Source organism: Candidatus Methylacidithermus pantelleriae (assembly GCF_905250085.1).
Classification (GTDB): domain Bacteria; phylum Verrucomicrobiota; class Verrucomicrobiia; order Methylacidiphilales; family Methylacidiphilaceae; genus Methylacidithermus; species Methylacidithermus pantelleriae.
In genome coordinates this window covers 12,100-30,536 of sequence record NZ_CAJNOB010000013.1, presented here as the reverse complement: position 1 = coordinate 30,536, position 18,437 = coordinate 12,100, and the positions used below count along the sequence as shown (strand labels likewise).

Sequence of the window (18,437 nt, the reverse complement as noted above, 5' to 3'; positions counted from 1 at the left end):
CCGTCCCCAAGCTTCACCCGGCACAAAAGGAAGGCGCTTTTTTGAGCTGTCGATCCCCTGCGTTAGGCCTACTCTTCGGAGGAGCGCTGTTTCAACTGTTCTCTGGCCACAATTCCCTTCCCTGAGGTACTTAGACTCGCAGCCAGGCCTTGGAGGATTTTTCTCTGAAAGGCCTCGATCGCCATCCTCCAGTAAGGAGCCAAACGGTCTGAAGGTAAGGTCCAAATGGTCTCGTGCAGCCGGGCTACGGTTTCCGCGTCCCAGAGAAGAGCCCAGCGCTCTCGAGCGCTTAGCTTTTCAGGACCTTCCTGGACGAGCACGCGAGCAAGTTCTCCATACCGAGCTCGGAGCTTTTCCTTGCCGCTCTTGGGTCTTCGTAAAAGAAGCAAGTGGAGAGCATGGCAGTAAGGATCCAAAATGACCTGAGCAAGCCACCTGTAGGGGACGACTCCATCTGATTGGCCTTCCACCGGGAGGCCCACGTCCAGACCCAAAAGCTCCTTCGGAGGAGAAAGCTCCTCCGGAATAAGAAAAAGCCCCAGACGCCGGGTGACCTCACCGAGTCGAACCGACCCCGTGACCCAGGCAACCGGCACGGCCAATGTCCAAGCAAAGACAATGGGGGAAAGCACCCAAAAGAAAAAAGGGATCCAATGCCATACAGCTATCGTGGCGCATGCCCCCACAAGGCTCACAGGCCCAAACGTTGCCCAAGCATCTCGCCAGGAAATCCCCCCAGATTCGGATCGGCCGGGACTGCGCCATGGAATTTTCTGCCCCAGCAAGGCAAGCCCCACAAATCCCGTATAGAACAGCATCTGCACCGGGGCTACAATCGCCCAAAACAGAGACTCCAAAAGGCTACTTACAACAATGGACAGGGGCCCCCCGTACAGAGAAGACAAAGAAAATAATCGAATCATTCCAAGAAACTTCGGTAGAAAAAGCAAGGTTACCGTAAGAGCAAGAAGTTTTTCACCCGTGTGGCCCAGTTGCAGAGTCGCGTAGCTATCAATCAGCGAGCTTAAGACAGCGAATCGCTGGTTACGGTACGCTTCCCATGTGCTTAAAAGAATAAAGACAAGCCATAGAGGGGAGCTCAAATAGGACATAAGCCCCAAATAGATGTGCACACGACTCGAGAAGGGAATCGAAGGAGCAAAAAGGAACCAAAAATGTTGGAGATTTCCCTGGCACCACCTCCGATCCCTGCCCAGGCTTTCTATCCAATGGGTAGGCCCCTCCTCGTAGGATCCATCCTCGGCGTACGCAAACCAAATTTGGTAACCCGCCTTCCTCATAAGAGCAGCCTCGACCGTATCGTGGCTCATAATGTGCAGACGCAACTTCCCTGGTCCTGGGAGATCAGGCAAATCGCAGTGCCGCATGAAAGGCTCCAGCCGAATGATTGCGTTGTGCCCCCAGTACGTGCCTCCGGGCAGCTGCCAAAAGTGGCTTCCGGCAAAAAAAAGTGGGGCACACAGATGGAACGAGAACTGCTGAATGCGTCGAAAAAGCGAACGGCCTCGCACGAGTTTCGGAGCCGTTTGGATGATCCCAGCTCGGGGATTCGCTTCCATCGCAGCTACCAAGCGGACCAATAATTTCCCCGTCATAATGCTATCCGCGTCCAAGACGATCATGTAGCGGTAGCGACGACCCCACCGGCGACAGAAGTCTGCAATATTTCCGCTTTTGCCATGGGTCATCAGTCGCCGCTTGCGATAAAAGATTTTCCCAAATGCGCCTAGCTTCTGGCATAGATGGAACCAGGCCTTTTCCTCTTCGATCCAAACAGCTGGATCATTGGAATCACTGAGAATAAAAAAATCGAAGGATTGCTCATAGCCCTCCTCGCGAAGGGATACAAACATTTTCTCGATCGCAGCAAAGACGCGCCCGACCGGCTCATTAAAGATGGGCATCACCACCGCGGTGGCGACCCCTTCCAAACGGGGACTCTTGTCTAGGCGCACAAGCGACCCAAGATCCAATGGATCCCCCCCGCGCAACCACTGGAAAAAACCAAATAGAGCCAAGGCGGATCCATAGGCAATTTGAGAAAACAAAAGAACAAAGAGAAAAAGGAGAATTTCCTCTCGAGCATGGATCCCGCCGGGCTTTAACAGTCGATAAAACAACCACGTCCCAAGAAACGTGAACCCGGCGACCGTTCCAAAGAAACTTACTCGTCGAAAAGGAAGAACGTCCGGCGCGATTTCACCCAAGCGAGGAGGATTCTTCATGCGTGGCGGAGCCAAAAAAAGTAGCCGCAGAGAAAGACCGCCGCCCAGAATAGCAAGGCGACCAGCACATCTTTCCAGGAAACATCCTCCCAGGCCTCCTTGGCAATCGTTGCCAACGGTCCGTAATCCAGAGGCTGAGAAGCCATATGTGAAAGAACGACTTCCGGTCCGGGAAGGAGGGAAGAAGCCAGCTTCCGTGGGACCAAAAGCGTCTTTTCCCCCACTGCAGCCTTCGGCCATATCTGGGGTCCGCCCGTCAAATAGAGGATTAAAAGACGCCGTGCTTGTTCCCACCGATCGACAGCCAATCCTTCCTCGTCCGCCAACCACTTTTGCACGCGTTCCAAAGTAAATGAGAGAAGAAGCTCGGTAGGGGAACGAGCCGGGTTTTCCCGGTGACGAGCCATGGCTTCTGCCAAAAGCGCTAACACAAGCTGGTGCCTTCGAAGGCTTGACTGAACCCCCAAAACCAAAAGATATGCCTCCAAGCGGTCGCACGCTTGGCTCCACTCCTCCTCCCGCCCGGTTTGGGGTTCCAACCGGACGAGCACCTGTCTTACGGCGTCCATATGTAATCCCAGGTCTCTGAAAGGGGTTCCCCCTTAAGCACGAGCCAACACCTCAAGTGAACGGGCGGCCCTTTGGGTTGTGACCATACAGTAAAGGTAACACGCCACGATTGATCAAAAGGGTTTTTGACGGCTCGAACATCACTGACGGATCCTCCCTCGCTGGCCGTGACTTTTACTTCCAAAGGGGTATCGGGAGGGAGATTTTTGAGACGATCTCCTGCAAAGTCTAGGATGTAGGTTCGCAAGTTAGGCGCGTCCTGATGATCCACCCGCATCAAGATACAACGTCCCAGCGGCGGGCGCTGCGGATGATCGGAAAACCAATCGATTGTGTATTCCACCTCCAAAGGACGCCCTCCTGGCTGCGGGAAACTTTCGGGGATCCAATACGCGACCACGTTATCCACGTTGGCATCCGTCGTCGGTAGCTGGACCAGCCGCACCCTCCCCCGCCCCCAGCGGGTGCTTGGTTCTACCCAGGCACTGGGCCGCTTGTTGTACAACATGGCCAGATCGTCGTAATGGGAAAATTCCCGATCTCGCTGGAGAAGCCCAAATCCTTTGGGATCCATGAGGATAAAGTCCTCGACCCTACGAGTTTTCCCATAATCCAAAGGTCTCCAAACCCACTCCCCCGAAGAGCTTTCTACCAGAAGGCCATCGGAATCATGAACCTCCGGGTGGGGATTGCCGAAAGTGGTCCCGGTATTTTCTCCGTACCAGAACATGCTCGTAAGAGGAGCAATGCCCATCTCTTCCACCTCCCGCCGCAGGAAAAGAACGGCTCGGACCGTCAGGCGAGTCTCTTCGCCAGGAGTCAGGCGAAATCGATAGGCTCCCGTAACCGATTCCCCTTCCAAGAGCCCATAGAACTCCAATTCCCGTGCATTGGGAGAAGGTTTCCGGAGCCAGAATTCGGTAAAAGCAGGAAATTCTTCCTTTTTTTGCGCAACGGTATTGACGGCAATTCCGCGTGCCGAAAGACCAAACACTTGGTTTTTCCCTACCATGCGAAAGTAACTTGCTCCCAAAAAGGAAGCCACCTCGTTTAAGCTATCCCTGCGGTCCAGGGGAAAGAAGATCCGAAAACCCGCATAGCCGTAACGGGTTGGAAGCGGGCCGGGGAAGCGAAGGGAACCAAAATCGAAGAACCGGGGAAGATAAGGGATGGGTTTGACTCCCTCGTCGTCGACCTGGTTGAAGAGAACAGGTTGGGTAAAAAGATATCCCAGATGGAAGAACGTAATTTGAAAGGGGAGTCCTTCGGCGCGCCAGAGGGTGTGCTCTTCCCGCCAGCGAATCTGGCGATACTGGTCATAGCTAAGATTGGATAAAAAGCTAGGTACCGTAAGTAAGACCCTGGGCTCGCGAATTTTTTTACGAGCCATTTCCACAACATCCTGGAAGGAAAAAGCGGGTCGTCGAGGAGGCTGGGTACTGAGAATGAAAAGAAGGACGGCGGTAATCGTTCCAAACACCAGGTGAATTTTGAGTGTTTTTTTCGAAAGAAGCGGCATGGAAGGCTGCAAACCTTGGCTTGACTCTTTTCCCTTAAGTGCGGGAAGCCCTGCGGTAGACCCCGTTGCCGGAGCTAGTCGAGGAGACGAAAAGAACTCTCATTGCGATCCCCACGTTTTCTATTTACGCCTTCTAGTACCCTTTGGCAAAAAGGACCCGGCCCGAACTCGGTTTACCCGTGAAGGGACAGATCCCTTGCTCTGGCTCCTCTCCCAGGGGAATGCATCGGATCGAAATTTTAAGGGCCTCTTTGAGTTCCTGTTCGACTTCCCGCAGACCGCAAAAGTGCGTGAGGGCAAACCCGCCATGAATCTCGGGCCTGTCCGAATCTTGGGGGGTGAAAAAGGCAAAAAATTCCTCTTTCGAATCAATCTTGCGCGTGTGGGCCTGCCGAAAGGCCAGCGCCCGCTGGTAGAGGTTCCCGTGAATGGACTCCAATAGTTCTGGGATTCTTTCAACCAGTTCTTCTTCGCGCAGGAGCTGTTTTTCTTTCGGGGGATCGTCTCGCTTGCTCACGCTGACCGATTGGGTGGCTAGCTCTCGAGGACCAAGCTCGACGCGAAGGGGAACACCTTTTTTAATCCAGTACCAGTTCTTCGCCCCTCCCCCTAGCTCCCTGCGGTCAACCTCTATACGCAACTGGCTACCACGATAGAAACAGCTCCGGAGTTTGGCCGCCAGTCGATCGGCACGTTCCCAAACCCCGACCCGATCCGCCTCCTTATGGTAGACAGGGATAACCACCACATGAAGGGGAGCAATCGGAGGAGGAAGCACAAGGCCGTTATCGTCCCCATGGGTCATAATGAGAGTCCCGATAAGGCGCGTGCTAACACCCCAGCTCGTTGTCCAGGCATATTGAAGTTTCCCTTCCCGCGACAAAAAACGGATGTCATTAGCCCGGGCGAAATTTTGACCGAGAAAATGGGAGGTACCCGCCTGTACCGCCTTCCGATCTCCCACCATGACCTCGACGGTGAAGGTTCGAACCGCTCCTGGAAATCGCTCGCTTTCCGTTTTTTCGCCTTTAATCGCCGGAAGAGCCAATTCCGTCCGCAAAAATTCTTCATAAAGATCCAGCATGTGGAGAGCTTCCTCGAGCGCCTCCTCCTGGGTCTCGTGAGCCGTGTGGCCCTCTTGCCAAAGGAATTCTGTCGTGCGGAGAAAGGGTCGAGGCCGCAATTCCCACCTGACCACGTTGGCCCATTGGTTAACCCGAAGGGGAAGATCTCGGTACGACTGAACCCACCGAGAAAAAGCCGCTCCGATAATCGTTTCGGAAGTAGGACGAATGACAAGCGGTTCAGGCAAGGGAGAACTGGGCACAAGCCGCCCCGTAGCATCCTGTTCCAGGCGGTGATGGGTTACAATCGCACATTCCTTGGCAAATCCTTCCACATGTTCGGCTTCCTTCTGGAGAAAACTCAAAGGAATCAGAAGCGGAAAGTAGACGTTTTTGTGCCCGGTTTCCTTAATCCTCCGATCGAGCAACCCCTGGATGTTTTCCCAGATGGCATAGCCCCACGGTTTAAAAATGATGCAACCACGAACCTCCGCGTTTTCGGCTAGCTCCGCACCCGCGATCACTTGCTGGTACCATTCGGCAAAATTCTCTTCCCGGGTGGGCGAAATGGCTGTTGCGCTTTGACGCATAGTGTCCCATTCAAAAGGGTGATGAAAGTCAGTAGCAAGGCAAATTGATCCTCAAGAAGGGAGGCGGTCTCGGAACACGGCTCTTGCCAAGGAGTTTCCCCCTTGCATTTGGTTCGTACCCGGCTTAACCATGGAAAGGAATGGCTTAGGTATGGCTGCGGTGGAAATTGATGTGGCTTATGTCGCGGAGCTGGCTCGCCTTCGCTTGACCCCCGAAGAGACCCAGGCGTTTCAACGGCAGCTTGGCGACGTATTGGCGTACGTGGCGAAACTCAGGGAGTTAGACGTCTCTGGGGTCTCCCTCGAGGGGGAAGAGGAGAGTTGTGAGAACCGACTTCGCGCCGATATCCCGCGACCCGGACTTGGCCAGGATGTGGCTCTTGCCAATTCTCCCCAGAGAATAAAGGACTTCTTTATTGTGCCCAAGATCGTCGAGTGAACCTGGTCTTTGATTCGGTAGCGGTATTACGAAAAAAACTTTCCGCGGGCGAGGTCCACCCAAAGGAACTGGTCGAGCTTTTGCTACGCCGGATCGAAGAGGTAGATCCCCAGCTGGGAGCCTACGTGTATTTGGATCGGGAACGCGCCTTGCAGGACGCCGAAAAGGCGGACGTAACCAAGCCGCTGGGCGGAATTCCCATCGCCATCAAAGATGTGCTGAACGTAAAAGGGGAACCCTGCCGGTGCGCCTCACGGATTCTTACGGGGTATGTCGCACCCTATGACGCCACGGCAGTTGCCAAACTCCGAGAGGCTGGGGCTCTGCTTGTCGGTCGTACCAATATGGATGAGTTTGCCATGGGATCCTCCACAGAAAACTCGGCCTTCGGTGTTACACGGAACCCATGGAAACCTGATCGCATTCCCGGAGGATCCAGCGGTGGTTCAGCGGCAGCCGTGGCAGCTCACGAAGCGTTCGCTTCCCTGGGCTCGGACACAGGGGGGTCCATCCGGCAACCCGCAGCGATGTGTGGTTGCGTGGGTCTTAAGCCCACCTACGGGCGAGTGTCACGTTACGGGCTCACGGCCTTTGCTTCCAGTCTCGATCAAGTGGGTCCGATCACTAAGACGGTGGAAGACGCAGCACTTCTCTTACAAGTTATTGCGGGTGAAGACCCTTGCGATAATACAAGCGCGCCGATTCCTGTGCCCGATTACCTGGCCTCGCTTCGGCAAGGTATCGCCGGACTTCGAATCGGGGTACCCCGGGAATATTTTGTTCCCGGGATGCAACCCGAAGTCGAGCAGAGGGTGAGAGAAGCCCTCGGCGTTTTGGAAAACCTAGGCGCGACATTGGAAGAAATCTCTCTGCCGCATACCGAATACGCCATTGCCACCTATTATATCGTTGCAACAGCCGAGGCCTCGGCCAATCTGGCCCGCTACGACGGGGTACGTTATGGCCATCGATCCGAAAACGCTTCGGACGTCTACGACCTTTATTGCCTCACGCGAGCCGAAGGGTTTGGAGCAGAAGTCAAGCGAAGGATTATTCTGGGAACCTATGTCCTTTCTTCGGGTTACTACGATGCTTATTACCTAAGGGCCCAAAAGGTTCGCCGGCTTATCCGATCGGATTTTCTGGAGGCCTTTCAACAGTGCCAGCTTCTGGCGACCCCTACCTCCCCCACGGTTGCTTTCCGGCTAGGCGAACGGCTTAACGATCCTTTACAGATGTACCTGGCGGATATTTTTACCATCGCGGTGAACCTTGCCGGAGTTTGCGCGATTTCCCTTCCTTGCGGGTTTGATTCCGAAGGCTTGCCCATTGGGCTCCAGCTCATTGCGGGCCCATGGCACGAGGCAACGCTTCTGCGTGCCGCCTACGCCTACGAGCAGGCGACCGATTGGCACAAGCGCCGGCCACCCTTATGAACCCAAAGCTCTGCAAAACCAGCTAAAGGAGTCGCAAGCCATGGAGTATGAGGCAGTGATCGGGCTAGAGGTTCATGTCCAGCTCACCACCCGAACCAAAATGTTTTGCGGTTGCTTGAATGAATACGGGGCTCCTCCCAATACAAACGTTTGTCCGGTGTGCCTTGGATTGCCCGGCGCCCTTCCTGTTCCCAACGAAGAAGCTATCATCCGGACCATTCTTGCTGGGAAAATGCTGGGGAGCCACATTGCAACCCGGTGTCGCTTCGATCGAAAGAACTATTTTTATCCCGACATGCCCAAAAACTATCAAATTTCCCAGTACCAAGAACCCCTATGCCGGGGGGGTGGATTGCGCCTCTACCCGCTGGCTTTTCCCAAGGATGTGCAAAAAGAGCCGCAGGCTCGGGCCGGAAAGTGGGTCCGGCTTGTGCGGATTCATCTGGAGGAGGATGTGGCCAAGAGTTTTCACTGGGAAGACAAAAGCGCCATCGACTTTAACCGCGCCGGGACACCACTTTTAGAAATCGTAACGGAGCCAGACCTCAACACACCGGAAGAGGCGTTCGCCTTTCTGACAGCTCTGCGCCAGGTTCTCCGGTACGGCGGAGTCAGCGATGCCGAAATGGAAAAGGGACAGCTACGGTGCGACGTCAATGTGAGCGTCCGGCCCAAGGGCAGCTCAATTTTGGGAACCAAATGCGAAATTAAAAACCTCAATAGTTCCAGTGCGGTGCGCAAAGCTCTTCGCTATGAAATTGCCGAACAGATTCGCATCCTAGAATCAGGAGGTACCCTATCCCAGCGAACCTTGCGGTGGGACGAAGCTCAGGGGCGTACTATTCCCATGCGTCGCAAGGAACAGGCCCATGACTATCGTTACTTCCCTGACCCTGATCTATTGGTCATACGGACAGACACCGGTCTTTTGTCCGAGGCCTCTCGCCGGATGCCGGAGCTACCGGAAAAGAAAAAGGAGCGGCTGGTTCAAACGTATGGACTCCCCGAATACCATGCTTGGGTCCTCGCATCAGATCCTGGCGTGACCAGCTACTACGAAGCGGCCGCCCAAAAGGCGAAAAACAAGCTGACCGTGGCCAATTTTTTCATCAATGATTATTTCGCGCTAGCCGATTCGTTCGAATCTTTTCCCGTTCCCCCCGATTACTTCTCCGAGCTCGCTAACCTCTTGGAAGAAGGCCGCATCCATAGCCGGCAAGCCAAAGAAGTCTTGGTAGAAATGATCCAAACGGGTCGTTCGCCTGCCACCATCGTATCGGAAAAAGGAGTGTCCCAAATTACCGATCCAGCAACCTTGGAACGGCTTTGTCGCCAGGCCCTGGAGGCCAATCCGAAAAGCGTGGCCGACTACCGAGCCGGGAAAACCAATGCCATTCACGCCCTCAAAGGTTACGTGATGAAAATCTCCCAAGGTCAAGCCAATCCACGCTTAGTAGGTGAACTGCTCGAAAGGCTTCTGCGGGAAGAGCGCTAGTGGGAAAAGCAAGCCTTCCATCCCCACGGCTCCGCTACGGAAAAGGACGGTTTGCCCTTTGTAAGGATCGGCTTTGAGCATGCGACTTTTCCTCTTTTCCTTGGGTTCCCTCATCTGGGCATGCGTCTGTGGGTGCGTCATTTTGGGTTTCCTTTCGGGATGCTCGCATCTCCCCATGGGTCAAGAACCTGTAGCCCGAGCGTCCCCCGCGTATTGGTGGGATGCTGACCCAGGGCAACCGGTGAATCTTATTGTCATTCGTCTTTCTGACCAAAAGGTGCTCGCCTACCAGAATGGAAGACTTGTGGGGGAAGGCCCGGTATGTACAGGAAAACCCGGATATGAAACCCGTCCGGGCCGGTACCGCGTGCTAGAAAAGGATCGGTACCATCGCTCGACCCTGTACGGATGTTTCGTCGATCGAGCGGGTCATGTGGTCGAATATGGCGTTCCGGCCGGATCCCACCCCCCTCCGGGGTTACACTACGAGCCTGCCGACATGTTTTACTACATGCGGATCTATGACGCTGTGGGAATGCATGCAGGATGGCTCGTGGGCTACCCGGCCTCGCATGGGTGCATCCGATTGCTGGAAGGATTTGCCCAGCGTTTGTTCGATGCGACCCCGGTCGGGACCCCGGTGCTTGTGGTCGGCTCAACGCCGGCAGAAGCTCGTGGTTCGCTCGCTAGGCAAAGCCGTCGGGTGCAATCCTCACAATAGATTGGGGCCTCTTTTGAATCGAGGAGGTGTCGACCGGCTCCCAGGGCCATCTTTCGCCTAAGATGTTCTTAGGGCAAGGCGTGGGGACACACCCCTTGATTCGAGGCTCATAACCTCCAGGCCCAGACCTCAAGATACTTGCCCCCTTTGATTCCCGCCGGGCCTGGGAAGAAACTCGTTCCTGCACGCCCAAGCGCCTGCTTGCCCAGGCCCGGTCAACTGGCTACCTCCAGAGGTCTCCGTCCCGAAAGTCCCGGAAGGCAAGCGGGGGCGCCAAAATCTCCCGCCAAAGGAGGGCCTTTGCCAGTCGTCTTCGAACCTGAGGGTGATGGTGCCTTTCGAGCTTGGGCCCTTCCCTTGTGTCTTCTAAAGGCTTCTCCAAGGATGTTGCAGGATATTCGTAAGGCAAAACCCCGGTTGGCGCTCGAGGTTCTCCGCGTTGCCCGGTTTCCAAAGAGCTAGCCCCTGTAAGCTCGGGGAACAGGTGTAATTCTTTGGTTTCTTGGGTTTCCCGCTTTGTGGGAAAGGATCCGGACCGCCGGGAACGCCTGGCGCTCTTAAGGCCTCGTAGTGTCTGCCACAGAACGAAAAGGAGAAAACTCCCTAAACCGAGCCATGTATCTTCTGGAGTCATATCGGGTCTTTCGCTCACGGAGATGGTCACGCCGGTCCCGACTCCCCCTCTTCCCGGGCAAGACTCCGGCGCATTTCCGTGTCGGCTTGAATATTCCGAAGCCGGTAGTAATCCATGACTCCCAGGTGCCCCTGTCGGAAAGCTTCCGCAATGGCTTGGGGAATCAAAGCTTCCGCTTCCACAACCTTCGCTCGCATTTCTTGTACCTTGGCCTTCATCTCCTGCTCTAAAGCAACGGCGGCTGCCCTCCGCACCTCTGCGCGCGCCTGCGCGACACGCTTATCCGCTTCCGCCTGTTCTGCTTGAAGCTTCGCCCCCACGTTGTCTCCAATTTCCACTTCGGCAATGTCGATGGAAAGGATTTCAAAGGCCGTCCCCGAATCCAACCCCTTGTCGAGGACGGTTTTGGAAATCCGATCGGGGAACTCCAGGACCTCCTTGTAACTCTGAGCACTCCCAATGGTCGTTACAATTCCCTCCCCTACCCGTGCGATAATCGTCTCTTCTGTGGCCCCTCCGACAAACCGATCCAAGTTGGTCCGTACGGTAACCCGCGCTCGTGCCTTCACGGCAATCCCATCTTTGGCCACCCCCGTAATACTTTGCTGCCCGCTTGCCGGATTGGGGCAATCGATCACCTTGGGGTTAACACTGGTGCGGACCGCCTCGAAGACGTTTTTCCCTGTGCCCAGAGTTGCTAGGTCGATCGCGCAAGCCCGGTTAAACGTAAGGGAAATGCCTGCCTTGTCCGCAGCAATCAAGGCTCGAACCACCTGTTCCACATTTCCTCCGGCTAGGTAATGGGATTCGAGCTGAGCCGTGCTCACGTCAAGACCGGAACGCACAGCTGTGATGCGACTGTTGACAATGAGGGAAGGCGGGATCCCTCGAAGCCGCATGGCGACCAAATTCAAGAGGCTGACCGGCGCCCCAGAAATGATCGATTTGACCCAAAGGCCAAGGAAGCTAGCGACAATGGCTAGCACAGCCAGGGCGACGAGAACCAAAAGCGAAAGAAAGATAAGCCCCATACGTGAGTCACCCTTTCGCTCCCTATCCTGCAGGATCCCGAAGACTTTCCACAATCATCTGCGTTCCTTCGACGCGTTTCACACGAACCTGGGTCCCTCTGGGCAAAAACCCTTCCTCGCTTGCGACTGTGTACCGCCGTCCGCCGATCCGAGCTACCCCGACCGGGCGGCAGGGACTTTCTAAGTGTCCTACTTGCCCTACCAGCCGATTCCAGTCAGAAGGGACCACAGAGGCAGGCGCGGAGGAAGAGAGGACCATGCGTTTGGCTAAAGGCGTCCGAGGGAAAAACTTGATCCAAGCAAGGAATACCCCTACCAAAAGCCCAAGCTCGGCCACGGCAATTCCCATCCCCCACCCCGGGCCCAGGAAATAGAAACCGCAAACAAGGGAACCGGCTATGCAAAGACCCCCCAATACCCCCAGGATCACACCCGGAACAAAGGTCTCCGCAATCAAAAGAAAAAGCCCCGAAAGAAAAAGACAAATGACCCACGACGCTCCCACCGATTTATTCTCCTTGCATCTCCGGGGCCCCGCCGCTTTCGGGCACTAGCGGCTCCACAACCACCTTGCTCCCTTCCCTGCGTGCCACGCGGACGGGCGTCCCTTTGGCAATAAACACCCCGTCGGTGACCACGTCCACCAGCCGGTTTTCAAAGCGTGCTTGGCCGCTCGGCCGAAGCACCGTCCAGGCCACTCCGGTCTCACCCACTTCCACAGTGGGGTGTGCGTCTGTGGATGAGCCGCTTCCCGACACCGTTCCTTGGTCAAGATCCTGGCTCCAAACCCGGTGGGGAAGCCAGCGACTGAAAACCCACAGAAAAATCAAGGAAACCGCAATCGAACCCAGAAGTTCCCCGAGGGCCAGGGTCCAGGAGCGGATCGTTTCGGACCGGGTCCGACCAGGCCAATCCCCAGCGGCGGCGAGGAGCAGGGCAAATCCGGCCAGAAGGATTCCCACAACTGAGGGAAGAATCAGTCCCGGAACCATCCATAGCTCCAGAAGGAGAAAAAGAAGGCCCAAAAGGAAAAGCGCCAACGGCTCCCAGCCGCTCAACCCCGCCAGGTAGTGCCCGAAAAAGAAAAGCAGGAAACAAAGCAGGCTTCCCAGACCAAAGATCCAAGCTCCGGGAAGTTTCAGTTCCAGATAGCCTAAAAGAAGCCCCAGGGTCAATAGGAGGGGTCCAGCTAGGCTAATCCCACGGGCCAGGCGCTCAAAACCCGTCGGCCGGACCCAGACAACGGGAGTGCCTGGGCCTGCAATCTGTTCCACCAATCCCTCCAAAGTCGCTACCGTCCCTTCGGAGAGAAGCGAACGAGGCGGGTTCCCCACCTTCCGTTCCGCTTCCCTATTGGTAAGGGTGAGCAACTTGCCTTTGGGGAGAACTTCCACCCCGTCGATCACAAGCCCAAGCTCTCGATCGACCATCGCCGCAAACACCCGGGGATCATGACCGTTGGCTTCCGCGGTCGCACGAATCAGTGCCTCGAAGGCCGAAGTAATCTTCTTCTCGTAGCTTTCCGGCAAGGCTTGCGGGGCCCACGTCCCGGGTGCCACCAGAACAGGCGTAGCGGCTCCGATAACCGAACCCGGTGCCATGTAGATGTGCCGGGTTGCCGCCGCGAGAAACGCACCGGCCGAAAGCGCCTGAGAACGGATGAAGGAATAGGTGGCGTCCGGATGAGGAAAGCCTTTTAGCGCAGACAAAATGGCTTCCATAGCATCGGCACGCCCCCCGGGGGTGTCTAGATCAAGGACCAGTGCCCTTGCCTTGGCTTGGATCGCTTGCCGAACCCCTCGCCTGACCCAATAGACCATCGCGGGCTCGATTTCCCCGTGGATCGGGAGAACAAAAACCGGACTCCCGGCCTCTGAAACGTTTGCCCAAAAAAGAAGGGCCAGACCCATCGCATGCGTCACCCAGGTGCGAGCACCTGACACCAGAACCCGGGTGAAACACGCCTTCACTGTCCGCTGCCAAACACTTTGGACCCCTACTTCAACGACTTTCCTCCCCAATGGCCTTGATGAGCTCGTTTTGTTCTCCAAAAACCAAAATGCGTGGCTGATGGGAAAGGGCCTCTGCCGGTTCAAAAAGCCCGAAACTCATAATCGTAAGTTCATCCCCGGGCTGGCCCAGCCGGGCCGCTGGCCCATTGAGGATGACTTGACCACTTCCCTTGGGACCGTAGAGCACGTAGGTCTCAAATCGAGTGGCATTGGTTGCGTTACTCACAAGCACCTTCTCATAGGGAAGGATCCCCACCCGCTGGCACCAATCTTCCGGCAGGAGAATACTCCCTTCATAATCGAGCCGGCTTTCTGTGACGCGAGCCCGGTGAAGTTTTGCCCGTAAAAGAACTACCTGCATATGCGCCATATACCTATGCACTGGGGATTTCCCAAGGGCAAACGACTTCCACCAGAGCTTTCGGCGGTTTTCTTTTGCTCGGGTGCGCGCAAGGGTACCCTGCCCGTGGTCCTTGGCCACTGGCCCCACAAAGAAACGGCAAGGAAGGGTAGGCGACGCTGAGGATTGCCCGCTCTGAACCCGAGCCATCTTTTTGTCCGTAAGCCGTAACTCCCCAGGGCGCGCGGTTGCAAAGGCTAGAAGGCGTGGGGCTCCCCCGGGGACACTCTGGCCGGTCAGAACCCACCTCGATCGGGCTGGAAAAGTCGAAAGCGAAAAAAAAGAAAAAAAACCCCTTGCGGGATCAATAAGCTTGCCTTAACTTATCTGGACACGAAAAATAAATACAACTAATACACCATAGGAGGACAGCATGGCGAAACGGAACTGGCAACCGCGACCCCAAGGGATCCTAGCAACCCTTGCCTACGAGACCTACCCAAAACTCCTTGCTTTGTGGCAGGCCCGGCCTTTTTTTGCTTACCTCTACCTCTGGCTTGCCGTCCCTTGGCTCCTGGTCTTCTACCACTCCCTTTTGCGTTGGCCGGGAACTAACCCTGCCTTCGTCTTTCAGCAACTTTTTTCCCTCCACCCCGTTCTTCTGATCGCGGGCAAACTCCTTGTCCTAGGGGCCCTGGTGGAGGTCGTCCGGGCCTGGAACAGGATTCCCAAACGAAGCCTTGTGTGGCCCACGGTCGTAGGACTGGGGTGGTCTTTCTACCTTTTGGCCCAGCTCTCCCACTGGACCCTCCCACTACCCACCGTCTGGGCTCCCGTCTGTCTGTGGATCTTGGGCGCGCTGCTCGCCCTAGCGCTGGCTTTCCCCTTGGGGCTTCTCTCCAAGGAAGAGTGTCCAAGTAAGGGTTAAAAATTCCATGCGATCCCCGCGTAAATGGCGCGCCCGTCGGCAGGATAATAGATCGGTACTTCCCCGATCGGAACCCCGCTACTTGTGGCAATGGCGCTAGCATCCGGAACGGCCATCGGTGCCCAGGCGTAGCGTTTGTCTAAGAGATTCCGTAGCTCCAAATAGATCGACGGCCCTTTTTCCCGCGCATACCCAAACTGCCATCCCCAAACCACATATCCCGGCTGTCGCGACGTGTTCGCAAGATCCGCCCAATAGCCATCCGCGATCGTAAAGGTCGGGCCCGTGTACAATCCGCTGGGATGCTCATAGCGAATGTAACTTTGATAATAAATTTCCGGGACCGTCGGAAGGTGATTCTCATGGTACACGGGATCGTTCACGAAATGAAAGTCTGACCAGTTTAGTGCCATTTGGTAAACGAGCCGATCCTTTGGCCTTTCCTTTGAGTCCTCCAGAATTCCCTGGGCAAGCACAAGCCCGATCCCGAGTTCCACCCCTTCGTGAATGGTGGGAGTTGCATTGAGCGCAAACGGCACCAAAGGAAATTGGGGATTCGTTGAAAAAAGCTGCAAAAGCTCGTTATTTACCCAAGCCCGGTAGAACGAAAAATCCCAACGAAGCGGCCCGTAGCTCCCTCGGGTCCCTAGTTCATAGGTAATGGCATACTGTGCGTGCAAAGGGAACATGGCAGCCCCTGCCGGTAAAAGGACCGCAGCCGGCAAAAGTTCATCCATAAAGGACGGGGGCTGGTAGCTGGTCGCAACATTCGAAAAAAATTGCATATTGGGCTGCGGTTGGTAAATCAACCCTAGCTTGGGGTTATAACCCGTATAGGTCAATGTTTGCGCAACGACACTAGGCACAAAAGGTGGTGTCGAGGGAAACGTCCCTACTTCCGCTCGTCGGTATGCCCAATTAAAATTAAAAGCCGGTACGATTGACCACTGGTCATCGTCAGTGATAAAGAAGCGATCCAAAATATAAAACGTAGGGCTTCCGGCAATCCGATCGGAATTGGCCTGTGGCGGTCCAAAGATAGGGCCGAGAAATACCGTTGGACTGATTTGCGTTACATCCATCCCAAAATCCGTTTCTCCCTGGGTGGTACCTTGGAGAATCATCCCAACGTTTAGGTAATTGGAGTGCCCCCATAACATCGCGTTGCTAACATATCGAGCCAAAAGCCCGTAATCGTTGTCAACATAATAGAGCAGGGGAATCGTTGGATGGAGTAGCTCATAGTTATTCCACCAAAGACCAAGATCGATTTGCCCATCATCCACCAAAAAACTCGTTTTATTGGCAAAACGATAAAACGTAATATCCGATTTAATGTCTGCTTGTGCAAAGTTAGGAAACGAGTGAAAAGGCCCCGAACCCGGAGAGGGCGCGTCAATCGGACCCGGGATCGTGGGATCGTTTTCCACCTCATTCAATCCCACGGTACCAGGTCGCTTCTGATTCTGGCTTACAAATAGGAAGTAGAAACGCGTTTCGATATCCTCCGATGGGCGATATCCCACATCCGAGATCAGCCGCAAATCATACCCTTCCGCATGTTTTCGAAACCCATATTGTCTTGTGTCATCCAGAGAGACGAAATAGTCCGACGGCCCCTCCACGCCCCCCGTGGCGATCTGCCCCTGGTAGAAGCCATAGCTTCCCGTAGAAGCGTACAGGCTTGTGTAGGGATGACTAATCCCGGTATAGGTCACCATATTAATGGCTCCTCCCAGGGTTGCAGCTCCCCAATCAAACGCGTTGGCCCCGCGTTCTACCGTAATATATTGCGCTCCAAGAAAGTCATTGAGCACCGGGTCATGAATGAAATTATCGGCCCCAATGAGAGGTAGGCCATCCTGCATGAATAAAAGTCCCGTAACGCCATCAAGCTCATCCAATCCCTGCCCTCGAATCGTGTAAACGCCAGCTCCAGTTACTCCCCATTCCGGAACCGCATAGACCCCCGGCTGGTACGCGAGAACATCGAAGTTATTGGCAGGGCGATACTTCCGATACTCATCAGCAGTAATGTAATTGGTTCCTCCCGGGATTTGCTCTAAGGTTTTTTGGGCCTCTTCAGGACTGGGGGCTGTAAGGGTACCTTTTTCTTTTCCCCGAACCACCACTTCGGGAAGCCGTTCTACTGGCTCAGGATCATTGCGTTGGGTTGAGTTTTGTTTTTTCTTTTGCACCCCCGGAGAACTAGCAGGCTCCTCTCTACGATCAGAACCAGAGCTGATGCTATTGTCCACACTCCTCTCCTCTGCTCTCCCTGGATTGACCTGGCCCAAAAGGATGAGCCCCAAAGCCCATACTAATGCAATCCATCTTTGAAGTTCTCTCCTTTTCCATAACAAGGAAAAAGGGTTGCTTTCGGCCCAAGAGATAGACACAAAGGGAACTGCCCTATCCTTTGATCCTTCCTCGACCCGGGAACCTGTCCTCTCATCAAACCGGGATCTCTCCCCAAACCACCTCCCGACCCGAGAGATCCTCTTTCCGTCTGGCGACCTTAAAATCTCTCCCATTTTTGTTTCCTCCTGCTTCTAACGCAACATTCTTGCGATTCTTCGTAGTTACTACCCGGTCCCCTTCCCCGCGGACGCTTTAGCCCTGTTCGCATTCGGGTAGCGGATGGCCCACAAGAACCCGCGCTTTTTAAGGCAGGGAGAGAAGGCTTAACCGGCCGGGATTTCTTCCCCAGGAAAAGCTTGTAGGACTAACCGAGGAAAGGAACGTACGTCCGGGACTTTTTGGGAAAAGAGACCCGCCCAGGTAGCCCTCCCTAGAACGGGACCGGGCAACCCGAGTCGGTTACGCCCAAAACCTAGGAGGAGGATAAGGTGGGGGATCCCTACGCGTCATTAGGTTGGTGGGCTCATCTCGCAATCTCCCAACCCAAGACGCAGGTGCTCCGGACCAGCTTTCGCCATCCAAAAATGCGAACGAATTTTTCTGTAACCAGGCGCTCCAAAGCGATATTCTTTTGAGAATAGACTCCCGAGCCGTTGCCTGGACAATCCTTCGGCAGAGTTGACAAGGATGGTGACCATCGAGGGTCTGGATCATCCCTCTTCGCAAGCCAAGGACGCTCGAGTACATGTAAGCCATTCGGCTCCAAGCTCCCAATTGGAAAATCCCCCAGTGAAGCCCGTTGGCACTCGATAAAGCCAAAAAGCCCAATAGTAGACCTAAGGCTCTCCAGCTAGTCCGGGCTTGCGCATACATGCTGGTTATCATTAGCAGTGGAATCCTCTTCTTTCAATAAAAAGATACCGCGACAAAATGCCGCGCTGAAGGAGATTTGCTCCACAAAGAAAAGACCGGTTCGAAGGGAGCCAATAAAATCCTATAGATCTGCCCTCAGGTTTATTTCTCCCCAAGGTGAATCTCCTAAAGGTAGGAC

14 protein-coding genes are annotated in these 18,437 nt (G+C 55.0%); 5 read left to right on the top strand and 9 right to left on the bottom strand.

Annotation, left to right across the window (positions count from 1 at the left end; all coding sequences use genetic code 11):
• Nucleotides 1–68 precede the first annotated feature (68 nt).
• From mdoH to proS, 4 genes are all read right to left on the bottom strand, one after another.
• Complete coding sequence (gene mdoH / locus KK925_RS04980) at nt 69–2,246, bottom strand: glucans biosynthesis glucosyltransferase MdoH (protein ID WP_174583142.1); 2,178 nt, start codon at nt 2,244–2,246, stop codon at nt 69–71.
• Nucleotides 2,243–2,815, bottom strand: a complete 573-nt coding sequence (locus tag KK925_RS04975; protein ID WP_174583141.1) for a hypothetical protein — start codon at nt 2,813–2,815, stop codon at nt 2,243–2,245. The genes mdoH and KK925_RS04975 overlap by 4 nt, the downstream gene beginning before the upstream one ends.
• Nucleotides 2,803–4,347: a glucan biosynthesis protein gene (locus KK925_RS04970; RefSeq protein ID WP_174583140.1), complete on the bottom strand. Its 1,545-nt coding sequence runs from the start codon at nt 4,345–4,347 to the stop codon at nt 2,803–2,805. Before KK925_RS04970 ends, KK925_RS04975 begins: the two co-directional genes overlap by 13 nt.
• A 121-nt stretch (nt 4,348–4,468) precedes the next feature.
• On the bottom strand, nt 4,469–5,989 hold the full coding sequence (proS, locus tag KK925_RS04965) for a proline--tRNA ligase (protein WP_174583139.1): 1,521 nt from the start codon (nt 5,987–5,989) through the stop codon (nt 4,469–4,471).
• A gap of 151 nt (nt 5,990–6,140) precedes the next feature.
• Between proS and gatC the strand changes: the two genes are divergently transcribed.
• The 4 genes from gatC to KK925_RS04945 all read left to right on the top strand — a co-directional run bounded on the left by gatC (nt 6,141) and on the right by KK925_RS04945 (nt 10,080).
• Nucleotides 6,141–6,428 (top strand): Asp-tRNA(Asn)/Glu-tRNA(Gln) amidotransferase subunit GatC, encoded by a 288-nt coding sequence (gene gatC, locus KK925_RS04960; RefSeq protein ID WP_214096315.1) that lies wholly within the window; start codon nt 6,141–6,143, stop codon nt 6,426–6,428.
• Nucleotides 6,425–7,864: an Asp-tRNA(Asn)/Glu-tRNA(Gln) amidotransferase subunit GatA gene (gene gatA, locus KK925_RS04955; protein ID WP_174583137.1), complete on the top strand. Its 1,440-nt coding sequence runs from the start codon at nt 6,425–6,427 to the stop codon at nt 7,862–7,864. The genes gatC and gatA overlap by 4 nt, the downstream gene beginning before the upstream one ends.
• 40 nt (nt 7,865–7,904) lie before the next feature.
• Nucleotides 7,905–9,359: an Asp-tRNA(Asn)/Glu-tRNA(Gln) amidotransferase subunit GatB gene (gene gatB / locus KK925_RS04950; protein ID WP_174583136.1), complete on the top strand. Its 1,455-nt coding sequence runs from the start codon at nt 7,905–7,907 to the stop codon at nt 9,357–9,359.
• Nucleotides 9,360–9,438: 79 nt separating this feature from the next.
• A complete protein-coding gene (locus KK925_RS04945; protein ID WP_174583135.1) occupies nt 9,439–10,080 on the top strand; it encodes a L,D-transpeptidase family protein in 642 nt (213 codons plus the stop codon).
• Nucleotides 10,081–10,740: 660 nt separating this feature from the next.
• Here the strand turns inward: KK925_RS04945 and floA are convergent.
• The 4 genes from floA to KK925_RS04925 are packed head-to-tail and all read right to left on the bottom strand — an operon-like array spanning nt 10,741 to nt 14,307.
• Nucleotides 10,741–11,745 carry a flotillin-like protein FloA gene (gene floA, locus KK925_RS04940; RefSeq protein WP_174583134.1) on the bottom strand — a complete coding sequence of 335 codons (1,005 nt, stop codon included), beginning with the start codon at nt 11,743–11,745 and terminating at the stop codon, nt 10,741–10,743.
• A 22-nt stretch (nt 11,746–11,767) separates the two neighbouring features.
• Nucleotides 11,768–12,250 (bottom strand): NfeD family protein, encoded by a 483-nt coding sequence (locus KK925_RS04935; protein ID WP_174583133.1) that lies wholly within the window; start codon nt 12,248–12,250, stop codon nt 11,768–11,770.
• Between the two features lie 4 nt (nt 12,251–12,254).
• Entirely contained in the window at nt 12,255–13,715 is a 1,461-nt protein-coding gene (locus KK925_RS04930) for an NfeD family protein (RefSeq protein ID WP_174583132.1), read from the bottom strand.
• A 31-nt stretch (nt 13,716–13,746) separates the two neighbouring features.
• Nucleotides 13,747–14,307, bottom strand: a complete 561-nt coding sequence (locus tag KK925_RS04925; protein WP_214096313.1) for an aspartate 1-decarboxylase — start codon at nt 14,305–14,307, stop codon at nt 13,747–13,749.
• Nucleotides 14,308–14,530: 223 nt separating this feature from the next.
• On the opposite strand from KK925_RS04925, the gene KK925_RS04920 reads away from it, so the two are divergent.
• A complete protein-coding gene (locus KK925_RS04920; RefSeq protein WP_174583131.1) occupies nt 14,531–15,025 on the top strand; it encodes a hypothetical protein in 495 nt (164 codons plus the stop codon).
• On the opposite strand, the gene KK925_RS04915 is transcribed toward KK925_RS04920, so the two are convergent.
• On the bottom strand, nt 15,022–17,388 hold the full coding sequence (locus KK925_RS04915; RefSeq protein ID WP_174583130.1) for a TonB-dependent receptor family protein: 2,367 nt from the start codon (nt 17,386–17,388) through the stop codon (nt 15,022–15,024). The genes KK925_RS04920 and KK925_RS04915 overlap by 4 nt on opposite strands.
• Between the last annotated feature and the right edge of the window lie 1,049 nt (nt 17,389–18,437).

What these genes read in the sequence shown, in the direction of transcription:
- KK925_RS04920 (WP_174583131.1), top strand. Translation starts at nt 14,531, where the DNA reads ATGGCGAAACGGAACTGGCAACCGCGACCCCAAGGGATCCTAGCAACC.
- KK925_RS04975 (WP_174583141.1), bottom strand. Translation starts at nt 2,815, where the DNA reads ATGGACGCCGTAAGACAGGTGCTCGTCCGGTTGGAACCCCAAACCGGG.
- KK925_RS04925 (WP_214096313.1), bottom strand. Translation starts at nt 14,307, where the DNA reads ATGGCTCGGGTTCAGAGCGGGCAATCCTCAGCGTCGCCTACCCTTCCT.
- KK925_RS04945 (WP_174583135.1), top strand. Translation starts at nt 9,439, where the DNA reads ATGCGACTTTTCCTCTTTTCCTTGGGTTCCCTCATCTGGGCATGCGTC.
- gatB (WP_174583136.1), top strand. Translation starts at nt 7,905, where the DNA reads ATGGAGTATGAGGCAGTGATCGGGCTAGAGGTTCATGTCCAGCTCACC.
- proS (WP_174583139.1), bottom strand. Translation starts at nt 5,989, where the DNA reads ATGCGTCAAAGCGCAACAGCCATTTCGCCCACCCGGGAAGAGAATTTT.
- gatC (WP_214096315.1), top strand. Translation starts at nt 6,141, where the DNA reads ATGGCTGCGGTGGAAATTGATGTGGCTTATGTCGCGGAGCTGGCTCGC.
- floA (WP_174583134.1), bottom strand. Translation starts at nt 11,745, where the DNA reads ATGGGGCTTATCTTTCTTTCGCTTTTGGTTCTCGTCGCCCTGGCTGTG.
- mdoH (WP_174583142.1), bottom strand. Translation starts at nt 2,246, where the DNA reads ATGAAGAATCCTCCTCGCTTGGGTGAAATCGCGCCGGACGTTCTTCCT.